Source organism: Marinomonas sp. SBI8L, assembly GCF_001624705.1.
Classification (GTDB): domain Bacteria; phylum Pseudomonadota; class Gammaproteobacteria; order Pseudomonadales; family Marinomonadaceae; genus Marinomonas.
The window spans coordinates 52015-75798 of the sequence record NZ_JSEO01000016.1; the positions used below are offsets into that span (position 1 = coordinate 52015).

Genomic DNA, 23784 nt, shown 5'->3' on the forward strand with positions numbered 1-23784 from the left:
TGGTGAATGAAGAAATAAACCGCCTCCCATAAGAGAGTCAGTTAGAGACTCAGTTCGAAAGTTTTGTTTTGAAATAGCGGCTCAGAGACAGCTTAAGAGGAAAAAATTATGTTAGTAAATGGTGTATGGCAGAAAAATTGGGATCCAGTACAAAAGAAAGATGCTCAAGGTCGATTTATTCGCCAAGACAGTGTGTTTAGAGAGCGTATCACTGACCCCGCAAAAGCCGTTAAAGAAGGCCTAAGATTGTATGTTGCCTACATTTGCCCTTGGGCAACGCGAACCTTGATTGCCCGCTCCTTATTAGGTTTAGAAGAGCAAATAGAGGTGAAGGTAGTAGAGCCTGTATTAACAGACTTTGGTTGGAAGTTTGGTGATTTTCCTGGCGCAACAACCAGCGCGATAAGGGATGTGAAATTTGCGCATCAACTTTATACGCTAACAGACCCAGACTATTCGGGTCGTGCCACTGTCCCTGTGCTTTGGAACCTTTCAAAAAGTCACATTATGAATAATGAATCTTCTGATATTTTAAGAGTATTAAATGAAGATTTAAGACCGGTTCATAAGTCTGATATCGACCTATACCCGAGTGCATTACAAACGAAAATAGATGCTTTTAATGACAGGATTTATCACTCACTTAATAATGGGGTTTATCGTGCTGGTTTTGCCTCAAGCCAACTTGCTTATGATGAAGCTTTTGCCGATGTTTTTAATTGCTTAGATGAACTTGAAGTGCATTTCGAGCAGGCAAACTATGCGGTGGGAGAGCAAATAACTGAAAGTGATATTCGTTTATTTGTGACCTTGGTACGCTTTGATCCTGCCTATTTCAGCTTGTTTAAAACCAACTTACGTCGCATTTCCGATTATCCTAATTTGTCTGCGTATCTTGATCGTTTATTAAGTATCAAAGCCTTTAGTGAGAACACACGAGTCGACCATATCAAAGCAGGTTATTACTCAGTGAAAGCCTTAAACCCATCGGGAATTGTGCCACAAGGCCCTGAATTACCATGGTTTAAATACCTAAAGGCTGGGCAATTTCAAGCTCAAAAGCCAGCCGAGGAGGTTGCCTAATGTCACTCGCTCCTGTGATGTTTATTAGCCATGGCTCGCCCATGTATGGTCTTGCGCCCGGCATTGCTGGGCAGCAATTAAATGAAATCTCAGATTTGTTTGATCAAAGTTCAGCAATTGTTGTTATCTCACCCCATTGGATGACACGAGGAAATGCTATTACGCATAGTCGTGAGCCTGGCATTTTGCATGATTTTGGCGGCTTTCCGAAAGCTTTATATGAGCTGACTTATCCTGCTATGGGTCAGCCGGAACTTGCTCAAACCATTCAAACCTTGCTTGCACAAAAAGGTGTACAAGCCCATTTAGATCCAAGGCGAAGTTTCGATCATGGGGTCTGGATACCCTTACTGCATTTAAGGCCAGAGGCGGATATTCCCATTGTGCAAGTTTCGCTTAATGTGGATGCTACACCAGAGGACTTGGTTGATTTCGGCTCTCACTTGTATTCATTGCGCGAGCAAGGTGTTGCGATTATTGCTTCCGGCGGGTTAACCCATAACTTGTACGATATCCAAATGAAGCATCAAAAAGTCGCTGATTATGCAGCAAGGTTTGAGTTATGGGTAACCGAACAGGCGCAAAAACGTAATCTAAAAGCTTTGCAAAATGCGTCTGTGAAGAATCCAGATTTTAAACCGTCACACCCGACGCCAGAGCACTATTTACCTTTGTTAATTGCGATGGGAGCGACAACCAAAGAGGATGAGTTTAGCCAGCTAACCAGCCCAATACAGCACCACTCTATCTCAATGACGAGCTTTCTTTGGCAAGGCACATCTTAGTATGACAAGAACAGGAGCGAGTAAATGCGAGGGATAAAATTAAAGGTAGCGCTTAATATCATAGAGCATGGACTAGAGGAGGCTGAGAAACAAAACTCAGCCCCTTTGACGTTTGTTGTGCTTGATACAGGTGGCCATATTAAAGCTTCGGCCAGTCAAGATAACTCAGGCACAGCAAGATTCGATATTGCTAAAGGTAAAGCTGCTGCGGCTTTAGGGTTAGGTTTTGGCACAAGGCAGTTTTATAACCTAGTGAATAAAAATGTATTGCCAGAAATGTTTGCTACAACCATTAATGGCGCAACGGGTGGCAATTTTATCCCTTTACCCGGTGGTGTTTTAATACTGGAGGCGGGCGAGATTATCGGCGCCATAGGGGTATCGGGCGCAAGCTCAGATCGAGATGAATTTATCGCCATAAAAGCCATCGAAAGCCTTGGCCTAAGTGCTTCTGCTTAATCCATATAAAGCAAATAAAGGCTTTAAATAGCCTTTTTATGCCTGATCAGAATATTTAAAACTCAGTAGTTAAAGCAAAGTAGCTAAAACAAAGTACGTGCTAATGTTTCGATAGATTGGGTTATTTCTGCTTCATTTAATGCGCCAAACCCGAATCGAATATGAGAGGGCTTGACCTGCTCGTCTGTATAAAAAGTATTGAGTGTTGAGTCTTTATTACTATGACATAAGCCTTGTAATTCACTGAGCTTTTCTGGGGTGATGAGCTTGGATATATCGACCCAAATAGCCATGCCTCCGGTAGGGAGTTTAAAAGACACCTTATCTGAAAATATACGCTCAAACTCAGCAGCAGCAAGGTTTCGTCTTGCTTCATATTGCTTTCTTGTTCTACGAATATGACGTCTCACTTCACCTGATTCCATGAGGTCTGCCAGTACATGTTCTGTGATTGTGTTTCCTTGTCTATCTATCAGTACTATCTCTTGTGCAGCTCTTTCGATAAATGCTTGGTTAGCCACCATATAGCCAAGCCTTAGCCCAGGCGCGAATACTTTTGACATAGAGCCAATATGAATGACATTTTCAGCATTTGGCAGACTGGCTAGAGGAGGGACAGGGTTAGCCTCATAATGAAACTCATGATCATAATCATCTTCTATCACAGCAAACTGATAGGTTTTAGATAGATCGAGTAGGGTGAGCCTTCGATCCATTGGTAAGCAAACCGTTGTGGGGTATTGATGATGTGGAGTCACATAAACCCCCGTTACCTTATGTTGATTAAGTAGCTCTTTTAGATGTTCAACATCAAGGCCTTTCTGGTCCAATCTGCATTTTAAAACCGTGAAACCATTTGATTCAAAAGCGGCTCTTGCGGGTGAGTAGCATAGATCCTCCATGATAATAGCACCCTTGTTTGGGTCTAATATTCTAGAGGTTAGGTATATCCCCATTTGGCTACCACGCACGATACATACCTGCTCAATAGAGCAAGTCATAAACCTATCATCAGTCAGCATCTTTTTGATGCAATGTCGTAATTCAGTTGTACCTCTTGGATCGCCATAACCAAGGTTCGAATGACGACTTAATTCAATGCAAACGCGGCGATAGGTTCTTGCTAATAAATCGTAGGGAATAAGGCGAGAATCGGGAATGCCATCATTCGATACTGGAGTTGCGTCAAATGAGCTAAGTGCATTTTGATACAGCATGGTAACAAGTTCAGATGGCAACTTGGTATGGTGAGAGGGGGCCAGCAATGCTTGGTTTTGATTAGAAAGCCCTTGTTCTGGCAGTGTCTTAGATACGAATGTACCGCTTCTTGGTTTACTGACTAACCAAGCTTGGGCTTCGAGTTCCTCGTAAACCAGCTGTACAGTTTTACGGTTAATATTGAGTTGTTTAGCTAATGCACGGGTGCCTGGGAGCATGCTGCCTGTGGCTAGTCTTCCCGTCAAAATATCTGAGGTTAATTTATTTAATAGCTTTGAATGCAGGGTTTTCCCTGGGCTATCTTCAAGCCAGAACTGTACTTCCCAAGGTCTCTGCATAAACAGTTATCACTCTAGTAATTGCGTTATTAATCACATTTAAAAACTAACTGGACCATATAAATAAAATAATCTGGATCTTATTAGTGATCCAGTTTATCGCTAGTTTATCTCTGCCGTCAAAAATATATGAACGAAGGAGTTAGCTATGCAGACAGCAGATAAAAGCAAAACTGAGTTAATGCAAAGTGCCCAAGACAACATGAATAGAGTGATTCAAGATATGGATTTAAGCCAACGTCAAAAGTTGGCGTTAACCTCTAGAATCTTATTTGATAAAGGGCACGACTCAGGTTTAGCGGGACAGATCACTTGTCGCTCAGACATTGAGAATCGTTTTATCACCCAGCGTTTTGGCTTAGGGTTCGATGAAATAAGCGCAGAAAATCTAATCGAAGTTGATCAGGATCTTAACCCTAACAATGGAGAAGGAATGGCGAACCCTGCCAATCGTTTTCACACTTGGATCTATAAAGAACACCCTGAGGTGAATTGCATTATTCATACTCATCCAACCTATATTGCTGCTTTATCCATGTTGAAAACCCCCTTGATTATTTCTCAGATGGATACCTGTGGTTTATACAATGACTGCTCTTTTGTGAGTGATTGGCCGGGTGTACCTGTAGGTAATGAGGAGGGTGTCCTTATTTCTAAAGCGCTTGGTACCAATAGAGCCGTTTTTCTTGCTCATCACGGGCAGCTAGTCACAGGGAAAACCATTGAAGAGGCCTGTAACTTGGCCATCTTAATTGAACGTGCGGCTAAATTGCAGTTGCTTGCAATGGCGGCAGGAGAAGTAAAGCCTTTGCCTGTTGACCTTGCTCAAGAGGCACATGATTGGGTTTCAACCGATAAGCGTAACAAGGTGAACTTTGCTTACTATGCAAGGCAAGCACTTAAATCACATACAGATTGTCTATAAGGAGAAGTGAAATGAATTTATCAGGCATTATAGGCTATCCAGTTACGCCTTTTAATCAAGAGAGTGGTGCGTTAGATTTTGAAAAGTTAGGGCTTGTTATTGATAGGCTGTTAGCTGCAAAAGTTGATGCTATCGCCGCCTTGGGGAGCGCTGGTGAAGCGGCTTATTTGAACCAAACTGAGTGGGAGCAAGTGGCTAAATATACAGTCAAACATGTCGCAGGCCGTGTCCCTGTGGTGATAGGTATTGCAGAGCTAACCACAGAACAGGCAATAGAAAGAGCAAAATACGCCCACCTTGTTGGTGCAGATGTGGTCATGGTCTCACCACTGTCTTATTACAAACTGAGTGAAGCTGAAATTTATCAACACTATAAAAGTATTTCTCACGCTAGCCCTTTGCCTATTATGATTTATAACAATCCAGCAACCTGCGGAGTCGATATGACACCTCAATTTATGCTGAAAATGGTGGCAGAAATTGGCAATGCTTGCATGATAAAAGAAAGCAGTGGTGACATTCAGCGCATGCATAAAATATTTACCTTATCAAACGCTAAGGTGCCATTTTTTAACGGATGTAATCATTTAGCATTAGAGGCGCTCAATGCAGGCGCAAGTGGTTGGTGCACTGCAGCCCCTTGCTTGATCGATGAGCAGCCAAAGCGTTTGTTTGATGCCGTACAAAGTGGTAAACAAGAAGAGGCTAAAGCGTTATTTTATCAACAATATTCTTTTCTAGAGTTTATTGTAAATACAGGTTTAGCGGCTGCCGTTAAGACTGGTTTGGCGTTTCAGGGATTACCCGTAGGTCATCCGAGAAAACCTTTATTGCCATTAACTGAAGAGCTTGAAACACAATTAAAAGGTTTATTAACTGAGCTAAATAGTCTGAGTTAAATTGCCTGTATTAAATAGTCTGGTTGATGTTGATAAGAGTCCTCTAATAAGTGGGCTCTTTTTGCTTCATCATTTAAGGGTTTTATTCTGTTAACATCTCACGCAAAATTAAAGGCTCATCTAGATCCAAGCTGGTGGTCATTGTTTTATGCGAGACATTTCATTTTATATTCATCACCTCAAAACAGAGCTTAGGCAAGTCAGTACGCCTGAAAAAGCGGAATCTAGCCGTCGTTATTTTCCCGAAGGGTTTGAATGTCTTGGAGTCAATGCAGCGGATATCAAACAGATACTGAAAAGGTTTCAAACTGAGTATGCTGATCTTAATGCCGAGCAAACCTTAGAGTTAACCGAAGCCTTTCTTAAAGAAGCCAAATATAACGAAGAGTGCTTATTAGCCTTTGCACTGATAAACAAGTTTGTAAAACGCCATTATGATGATGCTTTATTAGCACGCTTTGAATATTGGTTAGCGCACTATGCGGATAATTGGTCCTTGGTGGATGATTTATGTCTGAAAGCGATTTTTAATTTCTTGATGGCGCGACCTCATTTAATTGAGTCAATGCAACATTGGGCGTTATCGAAAAGCCCTTGGTGTCGGCGGGCCGCTTGTGTTATCTGGGTAAAGTTTATTAAGCGTAAAATGGGCAAGCAAACCTATTTCCTAAATACGGCTTTGGTTTTTAAACAGTGCAATTTATTGCTTGAAGATGAGAATGAGTTTGTACAAAAAGGGGTTGGTTGGTTATTAAAAGTAACGGCAATAGAGCACCAAGCTGAAGTTATCCGTTTTATAGAAGAAAATATCAATCGCTTTACAAGGCCTACATTACGTTATGCTATTGAGAAAATGGATGGCGAAACACGCAAAACAATGCTTTCTCTTAAATAATTTTGTGACAGCTACTTTCAGACACCTGATATTTGATGCTTAAAAGGAACGTTTATGGATTTGGCAAACTGGATCATGTTTTCTTCGATAATCACTTTGGCTTCTATTTCACCTGGGCCTAATGTGATTGCAGTGATAGTACAAGCGTTAGAGTCTGGCCTAAGGGGCGTTTTTTATACCATCTTAGGTAATCTAATCGCGTTATTTACCATAGCTCTAGCAGCGGCCTTAGGAGTAGGCGCTTTATTAGAAGCCGCTCCCAGCGTCTTTAATGTGATGAAATTAGCAGGGGGGGCTTATTTAGCTTGGATGGGTTTTAAGATGTTAAAAAGCTCTTTTAATAAGATGCCTACTATCAATTTGGCGAAGGCAGATAGTGATAAGCTAGAGCAAGAAGTGCAGATATCAAAACGAAGCTTGATTATCAAAGCCATGCTGATCTCCTATAGTAATCCAAAATCCATCTTATTCTTATCGGCTGTTTTCCCTGCGTTTTTAAATCAAAGTGAACCTGTACCGCTACAGTTTGGGATCATGTTTATGTCTATCATCTTGATAGTCAGTTCAATACATACCTCTTATGCATTATTAGCCTTGCGCATGAAGTCTCGCTTGGTTGGCGCTAAATCGAGACGAATCATGGCTCGCCTCTCAGGCATTAGCTTTTTAGGCTTTGGTTGTGGGTTCATTTACCAGTCTCAGAAGTAAGGGTTATTAACGTTTACTCGCAAATCGTTGTCTGAATTGAGATGGGCTCAGTCCCATCTTTTGGTTAAAGACTTTGCGATAGGCGCTTGTATCTAGATAACCGACTTGATGGGCTATGGATTCCACACTCAAATTAGACGATTCTAAAAGGTCGCAAGCGCTTTGGATGCGGGTGTTTTGAATATATTCACTGGGTGAGAGCTGAAGGTGTTTTTGAAAACGCCGTAATAAGGTGCGTTCGGTTAAATGAGTTAGCTGGGTTAAATCACCGACTTTGATCGATTTTGCATGATGTTGTTGAATATAGTGTTGGCAGGCAAGCACACTTTGGTCTGAGTGTTTATTGGGTTTAAATACTTGATAGTAGGCTTGCTCTCTATGGCCTGTGTCGACAACAAGTTGTTTGCCTAATTGTCGCATTAAGCTTGGGCAGGTGAGTACAGACACCAGCTCTAAACCAAGATCTAGCCAGGCCATCAAGCCACCAGCAGTAATGATATCTTTATCATTAATCAGAATCTTATCATCTTCTATTTTCGCTTTAGGGCAGTGTGTCTTTAGCTTTTGGCTTAATTGCCAATGAGTGGTAACAGGCCTGTCGTCTAATAGTCTGGTATTGGCGAGCAGAAAAGCGCCTGCACAGGCTGAGCTTAAAATCGCACCTTGCTTGTGTTGTTCTATCAGCCACAAATTTAACGTGTTGAATGACGCTGTTTCACTCGCTAAATAAAAGTCAGATCCCAAACTAGGCGGGAGAATAATGGCATCAAATACTTGGTCGAAGGGCTTGGATGCTGTCTTGCTAGACCAGTCAATTAAGCTCACGTCAAAGATTGGCTTTGCGGCATCTTCACTACTGGACCCGAATGTTGAATTTGCTAATTCATCATCAGATTCTAGTGGTTTCTGAACCAGATTTAGACTTGGTAGTAATTGCGAAGAACGAATGCCATTAGCGAGTAAGAAGAGCTCTTCAAGGCCATAAAGGGCTGATTTCAGCGCATTAGGGTAATTTACTATAGCAATCTTAATCATAAAACTGGCTCGAATCTTGTTTTTAATTCAATAAAAAGAATGTCTGATTTCGCATTAATTGTGTCTAATTAGACGCTTATCGGTCAAGCCTTTAACTCGCATAATGTCTATCAAGTTATCGCCTAGCAATTAAAGGGCGGTTGTTAGCTGAGAGCCTGAGCAAGTGCTTTCAATGAATTGAGTTTAATAAAAGGTAGAAAAAATGAGCCAATCCTCAAACAACAAATCCGCGTTAATTATTATTGATCCACAAAATGACTACTTGCCAGGGGGTAAATATCCTCTTTGGAATATGGAAGTCAGTATTAAGCAAATTATTGAGGCGATGGATAGAGCTAAAGCAAAAGGCATGTCGATTTATTTTGTACAGCATATCGCCCCAGAAGATGGCCCATTTTTCCAAAAGGGCAGTGAAGGCGCAGATATTATCGCAGCGCTTAAAAAAGAAGCCCCTGATGCTAAGGTAGTGCAAAAAGTGTATGCGGATAGTTTTGAGCAAACTGAATTAAATCGCTTACTCAAAGCAGAAGGTATCGAAGATCTAGTGCTTTGCGGCATGATGACGCAGAACTGCATTACCCATACGGCGTTATCAAAAACAGCAGAAGAGTATCAGGTTTCAATTTTGTCAGATGCCTGTACAACAGTAGATGAGATGGTGCATAACATTGCTCTAGCGGCTTTATCTGTACGTTGTACTTTTAGACCGACTGATTCTCTATAGCATCAATCGTTGTTTTGACAGTAGCTGATTAAGCTCTATAGGCCAATGTCTTTGCAATACACCGGACGTTGAACCTCGGTAACCTGTTCTTCATAGCTAATATCGGTTTTGAGTGAGCAAATAGGTTCAGGGTCTGGTGTTCCAAGGTAGCTAACTAGTAAGTTGATAAGGCTAGAAAAGAGAACGAGTTCGACACCTGTCATATGAGCACCTAATGTTACGGGTTAAATTGATACTTTATGTCTGGCTATGAATGAATGCTGTGTTATATCCGTTATTTAAATCGGTATTTAGTGTCTGATTATTAACGAGAAAGTTTATACCAAGCTGCTAATAATTTGCTGAGTTCTTTACTGGCGCTATTTCGCTTTTCACTTTCTCTTATTAAGGCTGACCAAGCTAGGTCTAGGCCTTTTTCGCCGAGCTTCGTATAGCTTAATCTTTGTGATTGTAATGCTGCATCGACTGCCCATTTAGACAGAATACTCATACCTAATCCTGCGCTAATTAATTCTATGATGGCATCTGTCATTTCTACCACTTCCACCTGTTGAGGAATAACACCAGAGGGACGAATAAAGCGTTCATATTCAAACCCAGGTAAGACATTTTGGCTATAGGTGTAATACTGCTCTTGGCTAAGATCTTGCGCTTCTATATAGGGTTTATGGCTGAGAGGGTGGTCGTAAGGTGTGACGAGTACTAGCTCATCTTCAAACAGTGGAATGGGAATAATACCCGGGGTTGCGAGATAACCCGGTGCAATGACGATATCCACTGACCCATGTTGCAAACTGGTAATCGGGTTTTGTGTTGCTGAGGCGACTAATTGTAATTTGAGCTTAGGCGCTTTTTGGCTAGCGTATTGAATAAATTCAGGTAACCAGTGATAGCAAGAATAAGAGGCGACACCAAGCCGTACTATTTGGTTTTGATCACTGGCATTTTGTTCAAAGTCATTTTCAGCTCTTTCAAGCACAGGTAGCGAGTGCAATGCCGCTTGAGTGATTAAACTGCCAGCAGGTGTGAGTTTTAAGCGCCTGCCTTCTTTCTCAAAAAACTTGCCTCCCATGCGGCGTTCTGCCTCGGCGATTCTGTGACTCAAAGCCGATTGGCTAATGCCGAGAGCATCTGCAGCTTGTGCCACATTACCTAACTCTGAGATCGCTTTAAGCATTTGCCAGTGTCTAATTTCGAGCTTCATTATTGAGCCTGTATTGTTAATTAATACATGCAGGTTTTGCATGTATTTAATAATTAATTCACTTATATATTAATCTAGTTTCAACTATTGTCTAGCCTATTGAAGCGTTACTGGAATCTAAGGCTAATAAGGACAAAACTGAATGAGTTTTAACCAAATCAAAGAGATACAAAGCGTGAGCACACAAGCAAGTGGCCCAATAATGGTGCTGTTAGCTGCGATTGGCTTTGGATTTAACCCTCTCTTTGCTCAAATACTGTTTGCACAAGGTATGTCGGCTGAAATGGTGACGCTTTATCGTTTTATCTTACCTGGTATTCTCCTGTCATTTTATTTACCAACCCCTGCTTCACTATGGCCAGAAGTGAGCAGAATGCTAATGCTAGGGTTTGCAAATGGGATAGGTATTTTTGCCTACTTTTATGCTTTACAAACTTTAGCTTCGGCGACGGCGATTCTGATTTATTACACTTATCCTTTTTTCTCCTTACTGCTTGGCGTGCTTATTTTTAAACGCAGTGTGAATACGAATGCGGTTTTATCCGCTGCTTTAGTGTTGATTGCGGCATCATTAGTGATAGATCCCGCTGCTTTATCGATGGAATCTAAATTTGCTTTAATAGGTTGCTTCCTTGCACCCTTGGTATTTGCTTTTCAAATTCAATATTTAGCTAAGCCTAAACAAAGTTTAACGGCACCAAGAAGGATGGCATGGGGCACGCTTGGACACCTGATTGTGCTGATTCCTTTAGCCATTTATTGCGCTCCACAAATGATATTTCCTGTAGAAGCGAGCGGGTGGTGGGCTTTAATCGGACTAGCTTTTATCGCGGCGGCTATTCCTCAATATTTGTTTGTGATAGGAGCGATTAAAACCAAGCCAGAAATTATTGCGATTTTTGGTTCTGCTGAGCTGGTGGTAGCCATGCTGTCTTGTGCTTTATTACTAGATCAAAGTTTAACTCGATTGGATATCACGGCCATGTTATTGGTGATGATAGCGCTAGCGATTCGTCATCCTGCCCCTAAGCAAGAAAGTAAGCCACGTCAGACAGACTCTCATTTCTCCAAAGCGGTGGTCCAGCCACTAAAGCAAGCCTCTTAAAGTGATTGCTGTTAAACTCTTTTTCTTAGGTTATTAGGGCAAGCACCTAGGTTTAAAACTTAGGTTTAAGTTAAAGATTTAAGTTGAAGATTTAAGTTGAAGGGTAAAGATGATTGCAATCATATGGATGACAGGCAGTTTGGTGTCATTTTGTCTAATGGCGGTAGCGGCAAGAGAATTAGCTGGAGAATTGTCGATCTTCCAAGCTCTCTTTTTTCGTAGCGCCATCGGCCTTATTTGTTTAAGTGTGATTTACCTTGCTCTCAAAGAAAAACCTCAACTGAGTACCAATCGATTAAAGCTGCATTCTTTACGTAATTTTGTCCACTTTGCAGGGCAGTATGGCTGGTTTATGGGAATCAGCTTATTACCTTTGGCAAATGTGTTTGCATTAGAATTTACTGTCCCTGTTTGGACGGCCCTTATTGCCGCCTTCTTTTTAAAAGAAACCTTAACGCAGAAAAAAATAATTGCGATTTGCCTTGGCCTGATGGGTGTTCTCATCATAGTGAAGCCTGGCTATGGCATTTTTGAGCTTGCTTCCTTAATCGTCATCGGGGCGGCTATGTGTTATGCCGTTGCCTATACCACCACTAAAGCCTTAATGACCACCGAAGCGCCTTTTAGCATCTTGTTTTATATGTGCCTTTTACAGATACCTATTGGTTTTATTGGATCAATTGATCACTGGGTTTGGCCTGAGGGAGCTCAATGGATTTGGTTAAGCCTAATTGGAATGACTGCTTTAACAGCGCATTATTGCATCACCAAAGCGATGGGTCATGCCGAAGTGACAGTAATAGTCACGCTGGACTTTTTACGCTTGCCGCTGGTCGCCTTAATTGGGGTTTTCTTGTATCAAGAGGCATTTGAGCTAAGTTTAATTCTAGGAGCAGGCGTTATGTTATTAGGAAATCTGGTAAACACCCAACGCAAAGCTAAAACTTAATATAAGTTGAGAAGCTTATCTAAGCGTGACGTAAGAGCTAAATAAGAGGGAGAAAAACAACCGTCTAGCTTTTCTATTTTAGGATGGAGAGTCATGAACAAGGTCCTTTTATCGCTTATTCATACATTTTTTAAGATGGAATCTTCAGCTGGCATCTTGTTAATGTTAGCGGCAGTCCTTGCTATTGTATTTGCTAATACTCGTTTAGAGCCCTTTTACCAACTGCTCCTATCAACCCCAGTAGAAGTACGCATTGGCGCCCTCGAAATTGCTAAACCTCTTTTACTTTGGATTAATGATGGTTTAATGGCCGTCTTCTTCTTTTTAGTGGGGTTAGAGCTGAAGCGTGAACTGTTAGAAGGTGAGTTATCCAATAAAGAGAATGTTATCTTGCCAGCGGTTGGTGCGATTGGGGGGATGGCAGCGCCTGCACTGATTTATTTGTATTTTAACTATGGTGATCCGCTTGCTGAAAAAGGCTGGGCGATTCCTGCAGCAACCGATATAGCCTTTGCTTTAGGTGTATTAGCTTTACTAGGCTCTCGTGTCCCCATTTCCATTAAAATCTTTTTAACCTCCTTGGCAATTTTTGATGATCTTGGGGCCATTTTAATCATCGCATTTTTTTATACAGCAAAAATTTCTTCAACCGCATTAATCATAGTGGCCTTGTACATTCCTGTTTTGTACTTGCTCAATCGCTACAATGTAATTACTAATAGTCCTTATATTTTTATCGGTATTATTATGTGGGTAGCCATGTTGAAGTCCGGCGTTCATGCCACTTTAACTGGGGTAATTCTTGCTATGTTCATTCCATTAAATGTTAAGGGCAGCCATGTTTCCCCCCTTAGAGTACTGGAGCATGACTTACATGCTGTTGTCGCTTTTGTCATTTTACCCATCTTTGCTTTCTCAAATGCGGGTCTCAATCTAACCGGCGTTAACTCAGATCAAGTATTCCACAATGTGCCTTTAGGTATTGCTTTAGGCCTCTTCTTTGGCAAGCAAATTGGGATATTTGTGATCTGTTACTTAACCATCAAAATGAAGTTTGCAAGCTTACCTAATGGCATGAGTTGGAGCGCTTTATACGGTACAGCAACCTTGTGCGGCATTGGCTTTACCATGAGCTTGTTTGTCGGCTCCCTAGCCTTTGAGGCCACAGGTATTAACCTTATTTTTGATGAAAGGCTGGGTATTATTATGGGGTCGTTAACCTCAGGAATAGTGGGGTATCTAATCCTGAAATATAGCCTTAAGAAACCAACCTGAAAGGCTTTAAGCCAGATTAAGTATGGTTTGAAAAGCAGCGCCTATTGAAGTGACCCCATAAAGTTGGACGCTTTTTTTGTGCTCGCCGCTTTCTACAGACTATTTCTAGAATAAATTTTATACACAGATTAAGCCGCGTTTCTGATTGATTTCCTCGTTATTGTTTAAACACTTACTTAACTAAAACAAATAACTTGATACAGAAAGGGGACATTATGTCTGGGTCTAATTTGACACTGCAAAATCTTGTAGAAGCCATTATGAATTCAATTGCGGATGCTCAAGATCAAATCGAAAAGCAAACGCTAGACAATATTAATGAATGGTTTGATGAAGAAGGGCGCCCCAAAATGGTGTCTTTTAAAGTGCCTTCCTTACACCCTGACGATGTTGAAAAAAGAGCCAAGGGTGAGGCGGCAGAAAGAGAGGTAAACATTCCTCTTCTCACCCTAATGCACACTCATTTATAGCCTCTAAAGAGCGTTCAAACCTGCCTGATAAACGCTCTATTTTACTGATATGGGTACTTCTTATGAGTTTTTTAAATAGGGTTTTGACCTATATGTGGTTTAGTTATCGCTGCTTTCATTGATAAAAGTGCGTTAAAACATATTCCTGAACACTGATTCATTTCACCTTCATCTTAAGTTTGATAACATCAGTTGCCCTTTAATAGGGTGTTATTCATAGAGAAAAGTTTAAAAGAAGGTTTTGGTTATGTTCAGTTTGTTTCGAGCACTCAGTTTTGCTGAGGGTGTTTCGTATGTCATGATTCTTTCAATTAGTATGGGGCTGTTAAGCCGAGACTATGTCTCTATGATAGGTATGACCCATGGTATTTTATTTATGATCTACCTAGTATTGCTGGCCCTAGTTTCTGAGAAAGAAGGGTGGTCGAAACAGGCAAGAGGTGGGTTATTTATCGCTTCTATTGTTCCTTTCGCATTTATTAGGGCAGAGTTGTTTCTTCGTAAATCATCTGTGAAAAATGATTCACTTTCTAGCACATCATAATGGTTAAAATAGATCAATACAGAGAGTAATTAATTAAAAATGATTAATTGCTCTCTGCCTTCGCAAGATATTAATTAAATCTTTTTTCGGAACAGGTTTGTAAAAGTGAAAACCTTGAATACAGTTAATTCCTAAATTATTTAAGGTAGAAAGTTGTGCCGTATTTTCCACACCTTCAACAATAATTTTTGTTTTTAGGCTATTTGAAATTTGAATAATTGACTCAATTAATGGGATGGCATAGCTTGATTCGTCTGATATATTTTTAACAAATACCTTGTCAATTTTTAAAACATGGAAAGGGAATTTACGGATAAAATCTAAACCAGAATAACCTGTTCCAAAGTCATCAATTGCTACTTTTACACCTAGGTCTGAGAAGGTTTTAAGGTTTTCTTTGATAACCTCAAGTTCGGCTTCACTACATTCTGTGTTCTCAGTTATTTCAAACATAATTTGATTAAATAAGTGCCTATTATTTTTGAAGATAGCATTAACTCGCTCAATAAAGTCTTCTCTACAAATAACTTTTCGGCTGATATTGACACTGATATATTGGCTTTGAAATGTACTTTTGTGTGCCTTGAGTAGCCCTAGAGCTTCTTGTAAAACAAAGTAGGTTAAATCTTGTATTAACCCAGATCTCTCAGCCAATGGAATAAAAACATCTGGCGGAACATTGCCAAGTTGAGGGTCTTTCCATCGTAATAGGGATTCACAGCCAACTACCTTATAGCCAAAATGGCTGTGGCTCTGCTCGACAATTGGTTGGTAATTTATGTAGAGCTGCTGCTTATCAAGGGCGTTTGATAGGGAGAAGCCTAAGCTGCCTTGGGAGAGCTTTTTGTGTTTGTAGAATACGAGCAAACTGGTACTTACTCCTGCAACCAAAAAACCAAACCAAAGGTAGTTAAGCAGGAAGTTTAAATAATAAGATAAGCCTAAATATGCCGTAATAGAAAAAGGATATCTGCTTGATTGGTAATAGTATTTTGCGAAAGGCCTATCATCTATATTTTGTGTTAATTCCCTATTAATCACTTCTAACTTGAAGCTTATATCGTAAGGACTTAGCTCTGTTTTTACCATATCAACTAGGTATTGTGGTGGTATCAAGCTACTTATGCCGCCAACTTCGGGTTTTGAGAATATTAGTAAAACTGATTTTTCACCCGTTATCGCCGTTTTTGTGTAGGAGAGTGTGGTGTTTACTGGGCTCTCATTGAGCCTTTTTCTGATACTTTTAAATAGGTTAAAAGAAACATCTCCTTGTGTTGTCGAGCAAAAGAAATGGTCTTGCTGATTAAAAATACCAGACTCTTTGACTATCTTTTCATTAAATACTTTCTGCCGGAACTCACGTATGAAAGAAGCACAACTACTTTGAGTGAATTTGGTATCTAAGAAAGGGGTAAAAGAGGTTTTGATATTGCTTAATTCTGTCTCTAAGTAGTAAGCGGAACCTTGAGTGAGGTTTTTATAATGGAGAGAGGAAAAAGGCAACAAGATTGCCATTGATAAGACTAAACAAGATATAAAGAAAAATGAAACCTTGATGCCACTATCAATTTTGAATTTTAAAATGAAGTGCTTTTTCATTACTGTGCCTTAAATTACATCACGACTTTTATACTGAGCGGATTTTGTTTTTATTTGTATTAAGTAAAGTGTTAAAAAGTAAAATAACGTAAATAATTTAGCTGTTTTAAGTGCTCGATGTTTAAGGGTTCATTTATAAGGTTGAAAGGATCATAAAATAATTGTTTGTGTGAGTATACGTTTTTTTTGCTGCATTTATTTTTGTCATCTTTTACTAAAAAGTGGCGTGATTTGGTCTAACTAAATGAATAACTTTTGATATTAATACCTTAGTTTTTACCTAGCCTTTACCTTGTTTATGTTAATGGATAGCGTTCTCTGTTTGATTTAAACTAGAGAATATTGGTGTTGTTTTAGAAAGCTGAATATTAGAGATCCTAGATGAATATTGAAGTATTACAAAAGCCAGATAGTGACTTGATTGATTTCTTGGATAAGAAAATCAAAGAGATGAATTGGCAAAACTGGGAGGTGAGTGAAAGACTTCCTCTTGCTGTTCAAATTAAAGATGACTCTGGTGAGGTCGTCGCTGGGGCCGCAGCTCGTACTTTTGGTGATTGGCTATTATTGGATACCTTATGGGTCTCTGAAACATTAAGAGGCCAAGATGTCGGTAGTAAAATTCTAGCCAAAGTTGAAGAGGCGGGCAAAGCAAGAGGTTGTAAAAAGTGCTTTTTAGAAACACTGCATTTTCAGGCTAAACCTTTTTATGAGAGAAAGGGTTATCAGGTAGAATGGGTACAAGAAAACTATCCAAAAACGGGTTGTCAGTATTTTATGGTGAAACAGCTCTAATGTTAGCTGGGGATGCTCAAACTTCCCTTTGTTTGGTTTTCGCTAGGAGATGTCATGAGTAAGATTAATATTAGTGAAAAGTTCTCACTCTTTACGGATGAGTGGACACCCAAGGTACTTGCAGAATCAAATGGTCAATTAGTTAAAATTGCTAAAGGCAGTGGTGAGCTAGTTTGGCATAAACATGATAATGAAGACGAATTGTTTATCGTTTTTAAAGGGCAATTAACCTTACAGCTTAGAACTGAAAATATTGAGCTGGGTGCAGGGGAAATGTACGTGGTTCCAAAAGGTGTTGAGCACTGTCCGGTTGCGGCATCTGATACGCATTTTATGATGATAGAGCCAACTAGTACCGCTCACACCGGTGAGCTAGAGACAGGTGTTACTGTTTCTCAAGATGCTCAAGAGTGGATTTAAGCTCTTACTAACTTGGTATTTTTATCTAACTAAGCAGACAAACTAATCGTATCAATGTTTAAATCTCCCTACATACATTAAGACATAAAGTGATGAAAAAGAAACAAACAATCCATCAGGCGGTTTTCCCGCTAAGTATTGATTTACAAATGAAGATGAATCCTAAGTTAGATGGCTTATCTGTTAGACCAACCTTAATGCAGCTTCGTGCTATGCGCCAGATTAGGATGACAGGACAGTCTACCTTGTTAGATATTTCTAACACCCTTAAGCGAGATAAAAGTCAAATTAAACGCTTGGTAGACGAACTGGATGAATTGGGTTTAGTAAGGCGTGAACCAAATCCGAAAGACAAAAGAAGTAAATTATTATTTTTGACTCAAAAAGGCATAGAGTTTTTTGAATACGTTGAAAGGGTTGAAATGACCTTTTCTGAGCAGCTAATGGAGGGAATTTCAGATGAAGAGCTGGAAGTTTTCTTTAATGTGTCGAATCGATTGTTAACTAACTTACGTGAAAGTTCTGATGATTAGGCGAAGTTTTTACTTCGCCTTTTGATCACTGATCTAGAGTTAGGTTTTTTAAATACTTCCCTTCTTTGAATATCAGTTTAGCTTTGCTTGTGTGATTTGTGCTTTTCTTAGGGTTTTGATGACCCAAGTCGCTAACAAAAATAGGCTAAAAGTAATGATTAGACCTCTTATCATGATTGGGTCATAGGCTTCATTTAATAATGACACTACACGGGTGCTGCCATTAAGAAAAAAGTAAAGGCAGGCGGGTGCAATTAATAACCAGTTTTTAGATAAGATGCCATAGGCAGTCACTAAAGCCATCATTAATAGCGGCGCACCCAGTGTCCTTATATTTGTCAGACCATAGTCTGAGGTTGGATTAAAGCCACTTGTGTCACCAAGTATCTGCGGAAAAAATGTTGCAGTTATTCCTGCAACCGAAAAAATGACAACAAATAAACACGCGATGATGTTAGCAAGACGAACCATAGTAAATAACCTTTAAATGTTGAGTTCTTTAACTCAATGTGAGTGTTGGTATGTTAAGCGCTTCTAGCGCTAAAAGTTCGACTGGAAACTTCCAAGTAATTTTTTAGGTCTTTCAAAACACCGGTAAAATTCTTAGATAAGCCTCTTCTCAAAATTGGATAAAGCAAGATCCCCAATACCGAAAGGGTGATGTTGGATTCCCAGCTCGCCCTGCATTGATCATCAGAAATAGCCTTAACTGACATAGTGACTATGTTTTTTTTGACAGGAAAAACTTTAGGTGCGTCTATGGGGATTGCATCAAATGAAAAGCGCATTTCTTCTTCTGAATAAGACAGTATTTTTTCTTTAGCCTTGAGGCCATTTGGATTATCCGTGAATTCGCAAACACGGCCAGGAATTGGCGCTGTTTGATTTTGAGAGAATTCATCCAAAGGGTAAGATTTTTTTACAAAGTCCATCCATAAATAAGCTTGATCGAACTCTTCTGCAATTAGGTGCCAAACATCCTGTGGACTGCGTTCTATCCTAATGGTTTTTTTTATCTTCATTTTTGATCCAGGTAAGAATTATTAATTTAGTAGATTTTTATCAGCTAATGTGATTTTAATTATTTTTGTGGATAAATGTCAACTATATTGTTTTTTGCTATTTGACTTTAGAATGAATGAAGATAAGAAAACTACCTATAAATGGATTTGATAAGAAAATTCGCTTGATAAGGGCTAGTGTTAAAGAGGGATGACAAAAGAGGGTCAAACTTTGGCTCTTTGGGCTTGCGAAGGATTGTTTCTTACTCATAAGAATTTGTTGAGGAGATAAAAATGAATTTTATTGATGGTTTTGTCGCTGCTGTGTCAACAGAAAATAAGGAAAAGTACATTGAGCATGCTAAGGATGCCGCATTACTTTTTAAGGAGTATGGTGCCTTGGGTATTGTTGAATGCTGGGGTGAAGATGTTCCAGAAGGGGAGAAGACATCTTTTCCTATGGCTGTTAAGTGTGAAGAGAATGAAACTGTGGTGTTCTCTTGGGTTAATTGGCCTTCTAAAGCGGTTCGAGACAAGGGTTGGGAGGGCATGATGCAAGATGAGCGAATGAAAGAATTTATGATGCCGTTCGATGGGAGTCGTCTCATCTATGGTGGTTTTCAAACCATAGTGGACGAGTAAAAGTTCCTAGTTTAAAGAGCTATGAAAAGGGTTTATAAGGTTGAGCTTACTAACCCTTTTTTATCTTTTATTAGCTAAGGCTAAGCTTGTATAAGATGTTTTTTTACATTTGCCATAAGGAAGAGGGAATTAGGAGAAGTTTGAAATGTTTAGAACATTTATAATCGATCAAGTAATTTGCAAAAAAAGACTATTGATAGCCTAATTCTTATTATCCCATGCCAGCTTAACCTCTAAAATTTGAGGGAGAATTTGTTGGAAAATATCAACTAACCTTGGATCAAATGCAGACCCTGCATTTTTAACAATCTCGTCTATGACATCTTCTACTGGCCAAGCATCTTTATAAGGACGTTTCATACTTAAAGCATCAAAGACATCTGTAATGGCAACAATACGTCCTGACTCAGGAATGGCTTCACCTGCAAGGTTATTTGGATAACCACTTCCATCCCATTTTTCATGATGAGATAAGGCTATCTCTGACGCTAAATGAATAAGTTTAGAGTCACTTTTATTTAAGATATCTGCGCCTATTTGAGTATGTTGTTTCATGATTACCCACTCTTCAGGTGTGAGTTTTCGCGGGGCTTTTAAAATTTCATCAGGAATACCTATTTTTCCTGTGTCATGCATGGGAGCGGCAAGTTCCATTAGCTCAGCCATTTCATCTGTCCAGCCTGCTGCAGATGCGAGTAATCTTGAGTATGCCGCCATTCGCCAAATGTGATCACCCGTATCATTGTCATTATAATGACCTGCTTCACCTAGCATAAAGACAGCATCTTTTTGGACTTTTTCTAATTCATTTACTTTAACAAGGGATAAATGTGTTTGTACTCTGCGTAGTACAATCGCACCAGAAATAGGCTTTTGAATATAGTCTACAGCCCCAACGTCGAAACCCTTGGCTTCATCTTCTGTATCGCTCATGGCTGAGACAAAGATAACAGGAATAGCTTTAGTTAAAGGGTTACTCTTTAACTTTTCGCATACATCATAACCACTGATATCAGGCATCATGATGTCTAGTAAAATTAAGTCTGGTCGATGTTCTTGGGCTGCTGAAAGTGCTTTTATACCACAGTTAGCAAAAATGAGCTGAAACTTACCTTTAAGAACTTGTCTTAACAAATTAAGGTTATTAGGTTCGTCATCAACAATTAATATTTTTTTCAGCATTAGGCAAACTCCAACGTGATTCCTAGATTAATCGCAACTTCATGGGTTTTAAGTATTGCACCTTCAAAGTTAAATGCATCAACTTCCCTTTGAATATCTTGTAACTTTTTATGACCGATTGATTGAGTTAAGTTATCTAACAGAGGTTCTATAACATCAGGGTCCAATGTATTTAAAGCTGTAATTAATTCTAATAACAAAGGTCCCATAGCTTCTTTATCCAGCGTTTTAGGTTGATTGGCTTGATTGAGGTGGGATAGGTTTAATTGGTTGATTGCACAACAAGCGTCATCAAGTACTTGTTTTAATGAGTCGAGTTTTAAAATTGCCTTATCACAGTCATTTGATTTTAGGTCCGCATCAATTTCAGTGATGATTTTTGCGACCTGACTAATATAGAGGTTTCCCGCTAAGCCTTTTAAAGCATGAGCGATGGCTTTCGCTGGTTGTAATTTATCTGTGTTTTGCCGTAATAATTGCTCTATTTGGATTGCATCATTGCTTCGTTCTTTGGCAAAGGTTATTAATGCTTTTGCATATACGTCGTTTGACCGCCATACCTCAATTGCTTTGGTGTAGTCTGCGATATTTCTTAAGGGTGAAAAATTGATATTGCTTTGCTGATAAAGTTCTATGTCTTGGGTGTCATTGATTTCGCCTAGTTCAGCGGGAACCATATTCTCCATCGCAGAAAATAAATGATTAAAGTTGATAGGTTTTGCCTCAACGGCATCCATGCCAGAATCTAGGCAATTCTGATAGTCCTCATTCATTACACTCGCTGTTAAAGCAAGAATTTGAATATGTTGACCACTTCCAATTTCATTCTTTCTGATTTCACGGCTAGCTTCAAAACCGTCCATCACAGGCATCATCACATCCATTAAAATAATGTCATAATTGAATTTTTGAGTCGCTTCAACCGCTTCAAGCCCATTTTTTGCCCAATAAACACTGTGACCTTGGTGCTCAAGGCGGATGGTCACTAACTCTGCATTTGCGTCTATATCTTCTGTTAACAGTACTTTAAATTTACGCGGAGAGTTATACTCATCAACTTCCACATTGTCACTTTCGTATAAACATTCTTGTTCCAACTCTTCTTCAGCTACTTCTAATTCACAAGTGAAATGAAACTCTGAACCTTCACCTAATTTACTCTCAACCCAAATATCACCACCCATAATGTTAACAATTTGCTTACTAATGGTAGTACCAAGTCCCGTACCACCAAAGCAGCGAGTTGTTGACTCATCTGCTTGTACGAATGAATCAAATACATTTTTAACCTGCATTTCACTCATTCCAATGCCTGTATCTTGCACAATGAAATGTAACTTATCTTTTGCATCCCTTTTGACATAAAGGCGGATATGACCTTCTTGTGTGAATTTAATGGAATTACTCACTAAGTTTAAAATTACTTGCCTTAAACGGGTAGGGTCACCAAGATATTTGTGTGGCAGGTTCGCATCTATTTCTAATTTGATATCTAAGTTCTTTTCTTTCGCTTGTTGATCAACAGTCTGCAAGGTGAGTACAAGTGCATTTGGTAGATGAAAGTAGGTTCTCTCCAATACAAACTTTCCGCTTTCTAATTTAGATATGTCGAGAATGTCATTGATAATAACTAACAGAGATTGAGCTGAATTAAGGACTGTTCTTAAATGCTTGAGGCTATTTTCAGGTAGCGAATGCTTCAAAATTAGCATTTCGGTAAAACCAATAATTGAATTCATTGGGGTGCGAATTTCATGGCTCATATTCGCAAGAAATGCGGCTTTTGTGCGTGCGCCTGCTTCGGCTGAATCACGTGCTTGAATTAATTCTTCGGTCCTTTCTTTGACTGTTTGCTCAAGGTTAGCGCGATAATTGTCTAACTCTTTTTCATGTCGTTTATTCTCCGTAAGGTCGCTGACAATAACGACATACATAGCTTCCTCTGTTATATCCATTTTGCCTATTGCTAAATAAATGGGAAATCGACTGTTGTCTTGGCGTATCGCTTCAGCTTCATTTATCAGATTGCCATTTGATTTAATATTCGTATTGAGAAAATAGTGATTCTCTTTACTCGTGCTATAGATTAGCGTGTCGATGTTTTTATTGATTATTTGATCTTCAGTTTTGCCAAAAAGAATTTCTGAAGCCTTGTTTAACTGTTTAATAATGCCGTTTTCATCAGCAATAATGATACCGCTAGGAGAGGTTGAAAAAATGGCTCTGTTAAAGCTCGCCTCATGCTGAACATCAAAATATAAAGTATTTAACTTGTCTGCCATTTCATTGAATGACTGAGCAGTTTTAGTTAATTCATCTTTTCCTGAGGAGACTATAACGCGATGATTTAAGTCACCTTTTGACAGTGCCTTAGACGCTTGTGCAAGTGCGGTTAATTGACGAGTGAGATACTTACCTAACACGAAAGAAAATAAAACAGTGACTGCGATTGATAGGATTGAAATTATAACTAATACGTTTTGCGCTTCTGCCGCATCTTTTCTTGCAAAGTTTATGTCTAAGCCAAACTCTACTCTACCATAGGCCTTTTCTTGTTCGATTATCTCTGTAAAAGTGTCGAACACACCGTCACTTGCTTCTTCGATATTTTGATCTTGAACAAAAGGTTTGATCTGTTCATTTTCTCTTATTGCGGCGGCTAGTAAGTTAGTGTGATCATCAAATACTCTAATATATACCATGTCAGGATGTTTAATAATTTCATCTACATAGGTTTTAAGTGTTGCTAAATCGTATGAAAGAACACTGTCTTTCGCCATAGCTGAAAATAAGTTAGAGACAGTGTAAATACGTTTTTGAATCGCTTTTTCAGTTGAGCTTTGTAAAACAGACATACTCACTAAATACAGAATAGTGAACACTGTACTTTGGATTAGAATTAACCCTAGTATGGTTTTTAGGCGAAAAGACATAATGAGTTTTTTCTGGCAGAGTTGGAGAATAAAAGTGAAGGGTAAAGGTCTAATTTAAGTTCT

Annotated in this window: 26 protein-coding genes; 17 read left to right on the forward strand and 9 right to left on the reverse strand. The window is 39.4% G+C overall.

Going from position 1 to position 23784, the window contains the following annotated elements; all coding sequences use genetic code 11:
• Window positions 1-108 precede the first annotated feature (108 nt).
• The 3 genes from OA91_RS20295 to OA91_RS20305 are packed head-to-tail and all read left to right on the forward strand — an operon-like array spanning window position 109 to window position 2327.
• Window positions 109-1083 carry a glutathione S-transferase family protein gene (locus tag OA91_RS20295; protein ID WP_063339640.1) on the forward strand — a complete coding sequence of 325 codons (975 nt, stop codon included), beginning with the start codon at window positions 109-111 and terminating at the stop codon, window positions 1081-1083.
• On the forward strand, window positions 1083-1868 hold the full coding sequence (locus OA91_RS20300) for a dioxygenase family protein (protein WP_063339639.1): 786 nt from the start codon (window positions 1083-1085) through the stop codon (window positions 1866-1868). The genes OA91_RS20295 and OA91_RS20300 overlap by 1 nt, the downstream gene beginning before the upstream one ends.
• Window positions 1869-1892: 24 nt before the next feature.
• Complete coding sequence (locus tag OA91_RS20305) at window positions 1893-2327, forward strand: GlcG/HbpS family heme-binding protein (protein ID WP_063339638.1); 435 nt, start codon at window positions 1893-1895, stop codon at window positions 2325-2327.
• An 83-nt stretch (window positions 2328-2410) separates the two neighbouring features.
• Here the strand turns inward: OA91_RS20305 and pdxR are convergent, their stop codons facing one another.
• The gene (pdxR, locus tag OA91_RS20310; protein ID WP_063339637.1) at window positions 2411-3883 is read right to left on the reverse strand and encodes a MocR-like pyridoxine biosynthesis transcription factor PdxR; all 1473 of its coding nucleotides are present in this window, start codon (window positions 3881-3883) and stop codon (window positions 2411-2413) included.
• 148 nt (window positions 3884-4031) lie between these two features.
• Between pdxR and OA91_RS20315 the strand changes: the two genes are divergently transcribed.
• The 4 genes from OA91_RS20315 to OA91_RS20330 all read left to right on the forward strand — a co-directional run bounded on the left by OA91_RS20315 (window position 4032) and on the right by OA91_RS20330 (window position 7310).
• A complete protein-coding gene (locus OA91_RS20315; protein ID WP_063339636.1) occupies window positions 4032-4808 on the forward strand; it encodes an aldolase in 777 nt (258 codons plus the stop codon).
• An 11-nt stretch (window positions 4809-4819) separates the two neighbouring features.
• Window positions 4820-5707 carry a dihydrodipicolinate synthase family protein gene (locus OA91_RS20320; protein WP_063339635.1) on the forward strand — a complete coding sequence of 296 codons (888 nt, stop codon included), beginning with the start codon at window positions 4820-4822 and terminating at the stop codon, window positions 5705-5707.
• Between the two features lie 148 nt (window positions 5708-5855).
• Window positions 5856-6602: a DNA alkylation repair protein gene (locus OA91_RS20325; protein WP_063339634.1), complete on the forward strand. Its 747-nt coding sequence runs from the start codon at window positions 5856-5858 to the stop codon at window positions 6600-6602.
• 54 nt (window positions 6603-6656) lie between these two features.
• Window positions 6657-7310, forward strand: coding sequence for a LysE family translocator (locus OA91_RS20330; RefSeq protein ID WP_063339633.1), 654 nt, complete (start codon window positions 6657-6659; stop codon window positions 7308-7310).
• 6 nt (window positions 7311-7316) lie between these two features.
• Here the strand turns inward: OA91_RS20330 and OA91_RS20335 are convergent, their stop codons facing one another.
• Window positions 7317-8345: a GlxA family transcriptional regulator gene (locus tag OA91_RS20335; RefSeq protein ID WP_063339632.1), complete on the reverse strand. Its 1029-nt coding sequence runs from the start codon at window positions 8343-8345 to the stop codon at window positions 7317-7319.
• Window positions 8346-8547: 202 nt separating this feature from the next.
• Here OA91_RS20335 and OA91_RS20340 point away from each other — a divergent pair, with 202 nt between their 5' ends.
• The gene (locus tag OA91_RS20340; RefSeq protein WP_063339631.1) at window positions 8548-9069 is read left to right on the forward strand and encodes a cysteine hydrolase family protein; all 522 of its coding nucleotides are present in this window, start codon (window positions 8548-8550) and stop codon (window positions 9067-9069) included.
• Window positions 9070-9104: 35 nt separating this feature from the next.
• Here the strand turns inward: OA91_RS20340 and OA91_RS24340 are convergent, their stop codons facing one another.
• Both OA91_RS24340 and OA91_RS20345 read right to left on the reverse strand, forming a co-directional pair.
• On the reverse strand, window positions 9105-9272 hold the full coding sequence (locus tag OA91_RS24340; RefSeq protein ID WP_157203873.1) for a hypothetical protein: 168 nt from the start codon (window positions 9270-9272) through the stop codon (window positions 9105-9107).
• Window positions 9273-9373: 101 nt separating this feature from the next.
• Window positions 9374-10273, reverse strand: coding sequence for a LysR family transcriptional regulator (locus OA91_RS20345; RefSeq protein WP_063339630.1), 900 nt, complete (start codon window positions 10271-10273; stop codon window positions 9374-9376).
• A 142-nt stretch (window positions 10274-10415) separates the two neighbouring features.
• On the opposite strand from OA91_RS20345, the gene OA91_RS20350 reads away from it, so the two are divergent.
• From OA91_RS20350 to OA91_RS20370, 5 genes are all read left to right on the forward strand, one after another.
• On the forward strand, window positions 10416-11378 hold the full coding sequence (locus tag OA91_RS20350) for a DMT family transporter (protein WP_063339629.1): 963 nt from the start codon (window positions 10416-10418) through the stop codon (window positions 11376-11378).
• Window positions 11379-11487: 109 nt separating this feature from the next.
• Entirely contained in the window at window positions 11488-12327 is an 840-nt protein-coding gene (locus tag OA91_RS20355; RefSeq protein WP_197477855.1) for a DMT family transporter, read from the forward strand.
• Window positions 12328-12420: 93 nt separating this feature from the next.
• Window positions 12421-13602: a Na+/H+ antiporter NhaA gene (nhaA, locus tag OA91_RS20360; protein WP_063339628.1), complete on the forward strand. Its 1182-nt coding sequence runs from the start codon at window positions 12421-12423 to the stop codon at window positions 13600-13602.
• A gap of 215 nt (window positions 13603-13817) precedes the next feature.
• A complete protein-coding gene (locus tag OA91_RS20365) occupies window positions 13818-14072 on the forward strand; it encodes a DUF2589 domain-containing protein (RefSeq protein WP_063339627.1) in 255 nt (84 codons plus the stop codon).
• Window positions 14073-14319: 247 nt separating this feature from the next.
• Window positions 14320-14616 carry a DUF3817 domain-containing protein gene (locus tag OA91_RS20370; protein ID WP_063339626.1) on the forward strand — a complete coding sequence of 99 codons (297 nt, stop codon included), beginning with the start codon at window positions 14320-14322 and terminating at the stop codon, window positions 14614-14616.
• A gap of 33 nt (window positions 14617-14649) precedes the next feature.
• Here OA91_RS20370 and OA91_RS20375 read toward each other — a convergent pair whose 3' ends face one another.
• Complete coding sequence (locus OA91_RS20375) at window positions 14650-16131, reverse strand: EAL domain-containing protein (RefSeq protein WP_231870425.1); 1482 nt, start codon at window positions 16129-16131, stop codon at window positions 14650-14652.
• 465 nt (window positions 16132-16596) lie between these two features.
• Here OA91_RS20375 and OA91_RS20380 point away from each other — a divergent pair, with 465 nt between their 5' ends.
• The 3 genes from OA91_RS20380 to OA91_RS20390 all read left to right on the forward strand — a co-directional run bounded on the left by OA91_RS20380 (window position 16597) and on the right by OA91_RS20390 (window position 17963).
• Window positions 16597-17010, forward strand: a complete 414-nt coding sequence (locus OA91_RS20380; protein ID WP_046019550.1) for a GNAT family N-acetyltransferase — start codon at window positions 16597-16599, stop codon at window positions 17008-17010.
• Between the two features lie 54 nt (window positions 17011-17064).
• Window positions 17065-17430, forward strand: a complete 366-nt coding sequence (locus OA91_RS20385; protein ID WP_063339624.1) for a cupin domain-containing protein — start codon at window positions 17065-17067, stop codon at window positions 17428-17430.
• Window positions 17431-17522: 92 nt separating this feature from the next.
• On the forward strand, window positions 17523-17963 hold the full coding sequence (locus OA91_RS20390; protein ID WP_063339623.1) for a MarR family winged helix-turn-helix transcriptional regulator: 441 nt from the start codon (window positions 17523-17525) through the stop codon (window positions 17961-17963).
• A 72-nt stretch (window positions 17964-18035) separates the two neighbouring features.
• On the opposite strand, the gene OA91_RS20395 is transcribed toward OA91_RS20390, so the two are convergent.
• Together OA91_RS20395 and OA91_RS20400 are read right to left on the reverse strand one after the other, a co-directional pair.
• Window positions 18036-18434, reverse strand: coding sequence for a hypothetical protein (locus tag OA91_RS20395; protein WP_063339622.1), 399 nt, complete (start codon window positions 18432-18434; stop codon window positions 18036-18038).
• A gap of 53 nt (window positions 18435-18487) precedes the next feature.
• A complete protein-coding gene (locus OA91_RS20400; RefSeq protein WP_063339621.1) occupies window positions 18488-18985 on the reverse strand; it encodes an SRPBCC family protein in 498 nt (165 codons plus the stop codon).
• Between the two features lie 273 nt (window positions 18986-19258).
• Between OA91_RS20400 and OA91_RS20405 the strand changes: the two genes are divergently transcribed.
• Window positions 19259-19606 (forward strand): DUF1428 domain-containing protein, encoded by a 348-nt coding sequence (locus OA91_RS20405; RefSeq protein WP_063339620.1) that lies wholly within the window; start codon window positions 19259-19261, stop codon window positions 19604-19606.
• A gap of 201 nt (window positions 19607-19807) precedes the next feature.
• Here the strand turns inward: OA91_RS20405 and OA91_RS20410 are convergent, their stop codons facing one another.
• Together OA91_RS20410 and OA91_RS20415 are read right to left on the reverse strand one after the other, a co-directional pair.
• The gene (locus tag OA91_RS20410) at window positions 19808-20788 is read right to left on the reverse strand and encodes a response regulator (RefSeq protein WP_063339619.1); all 981 of its coding nucleotides are present in this window, start codon (window positions 20786-20788) and stop codon (window positions 19808-19810) included.
• Window positions 20788-23721, reverse strand: a complete 2934-nt coding sequence (locus tag OA91_RS20415; RefSeq protein WP_082828050.1) for an ATP-binding protein — start codon at window positions 23719-23721, stop codon at window positions 20788-20790. The genes OA91_RS20410 and OA91_RS20415 overlap by 1 nt, the downstream gene beginning before the upstream one ends.
• Between the last annotated feature and the right edge of the window lie 63 nt (window positions 23722-23784).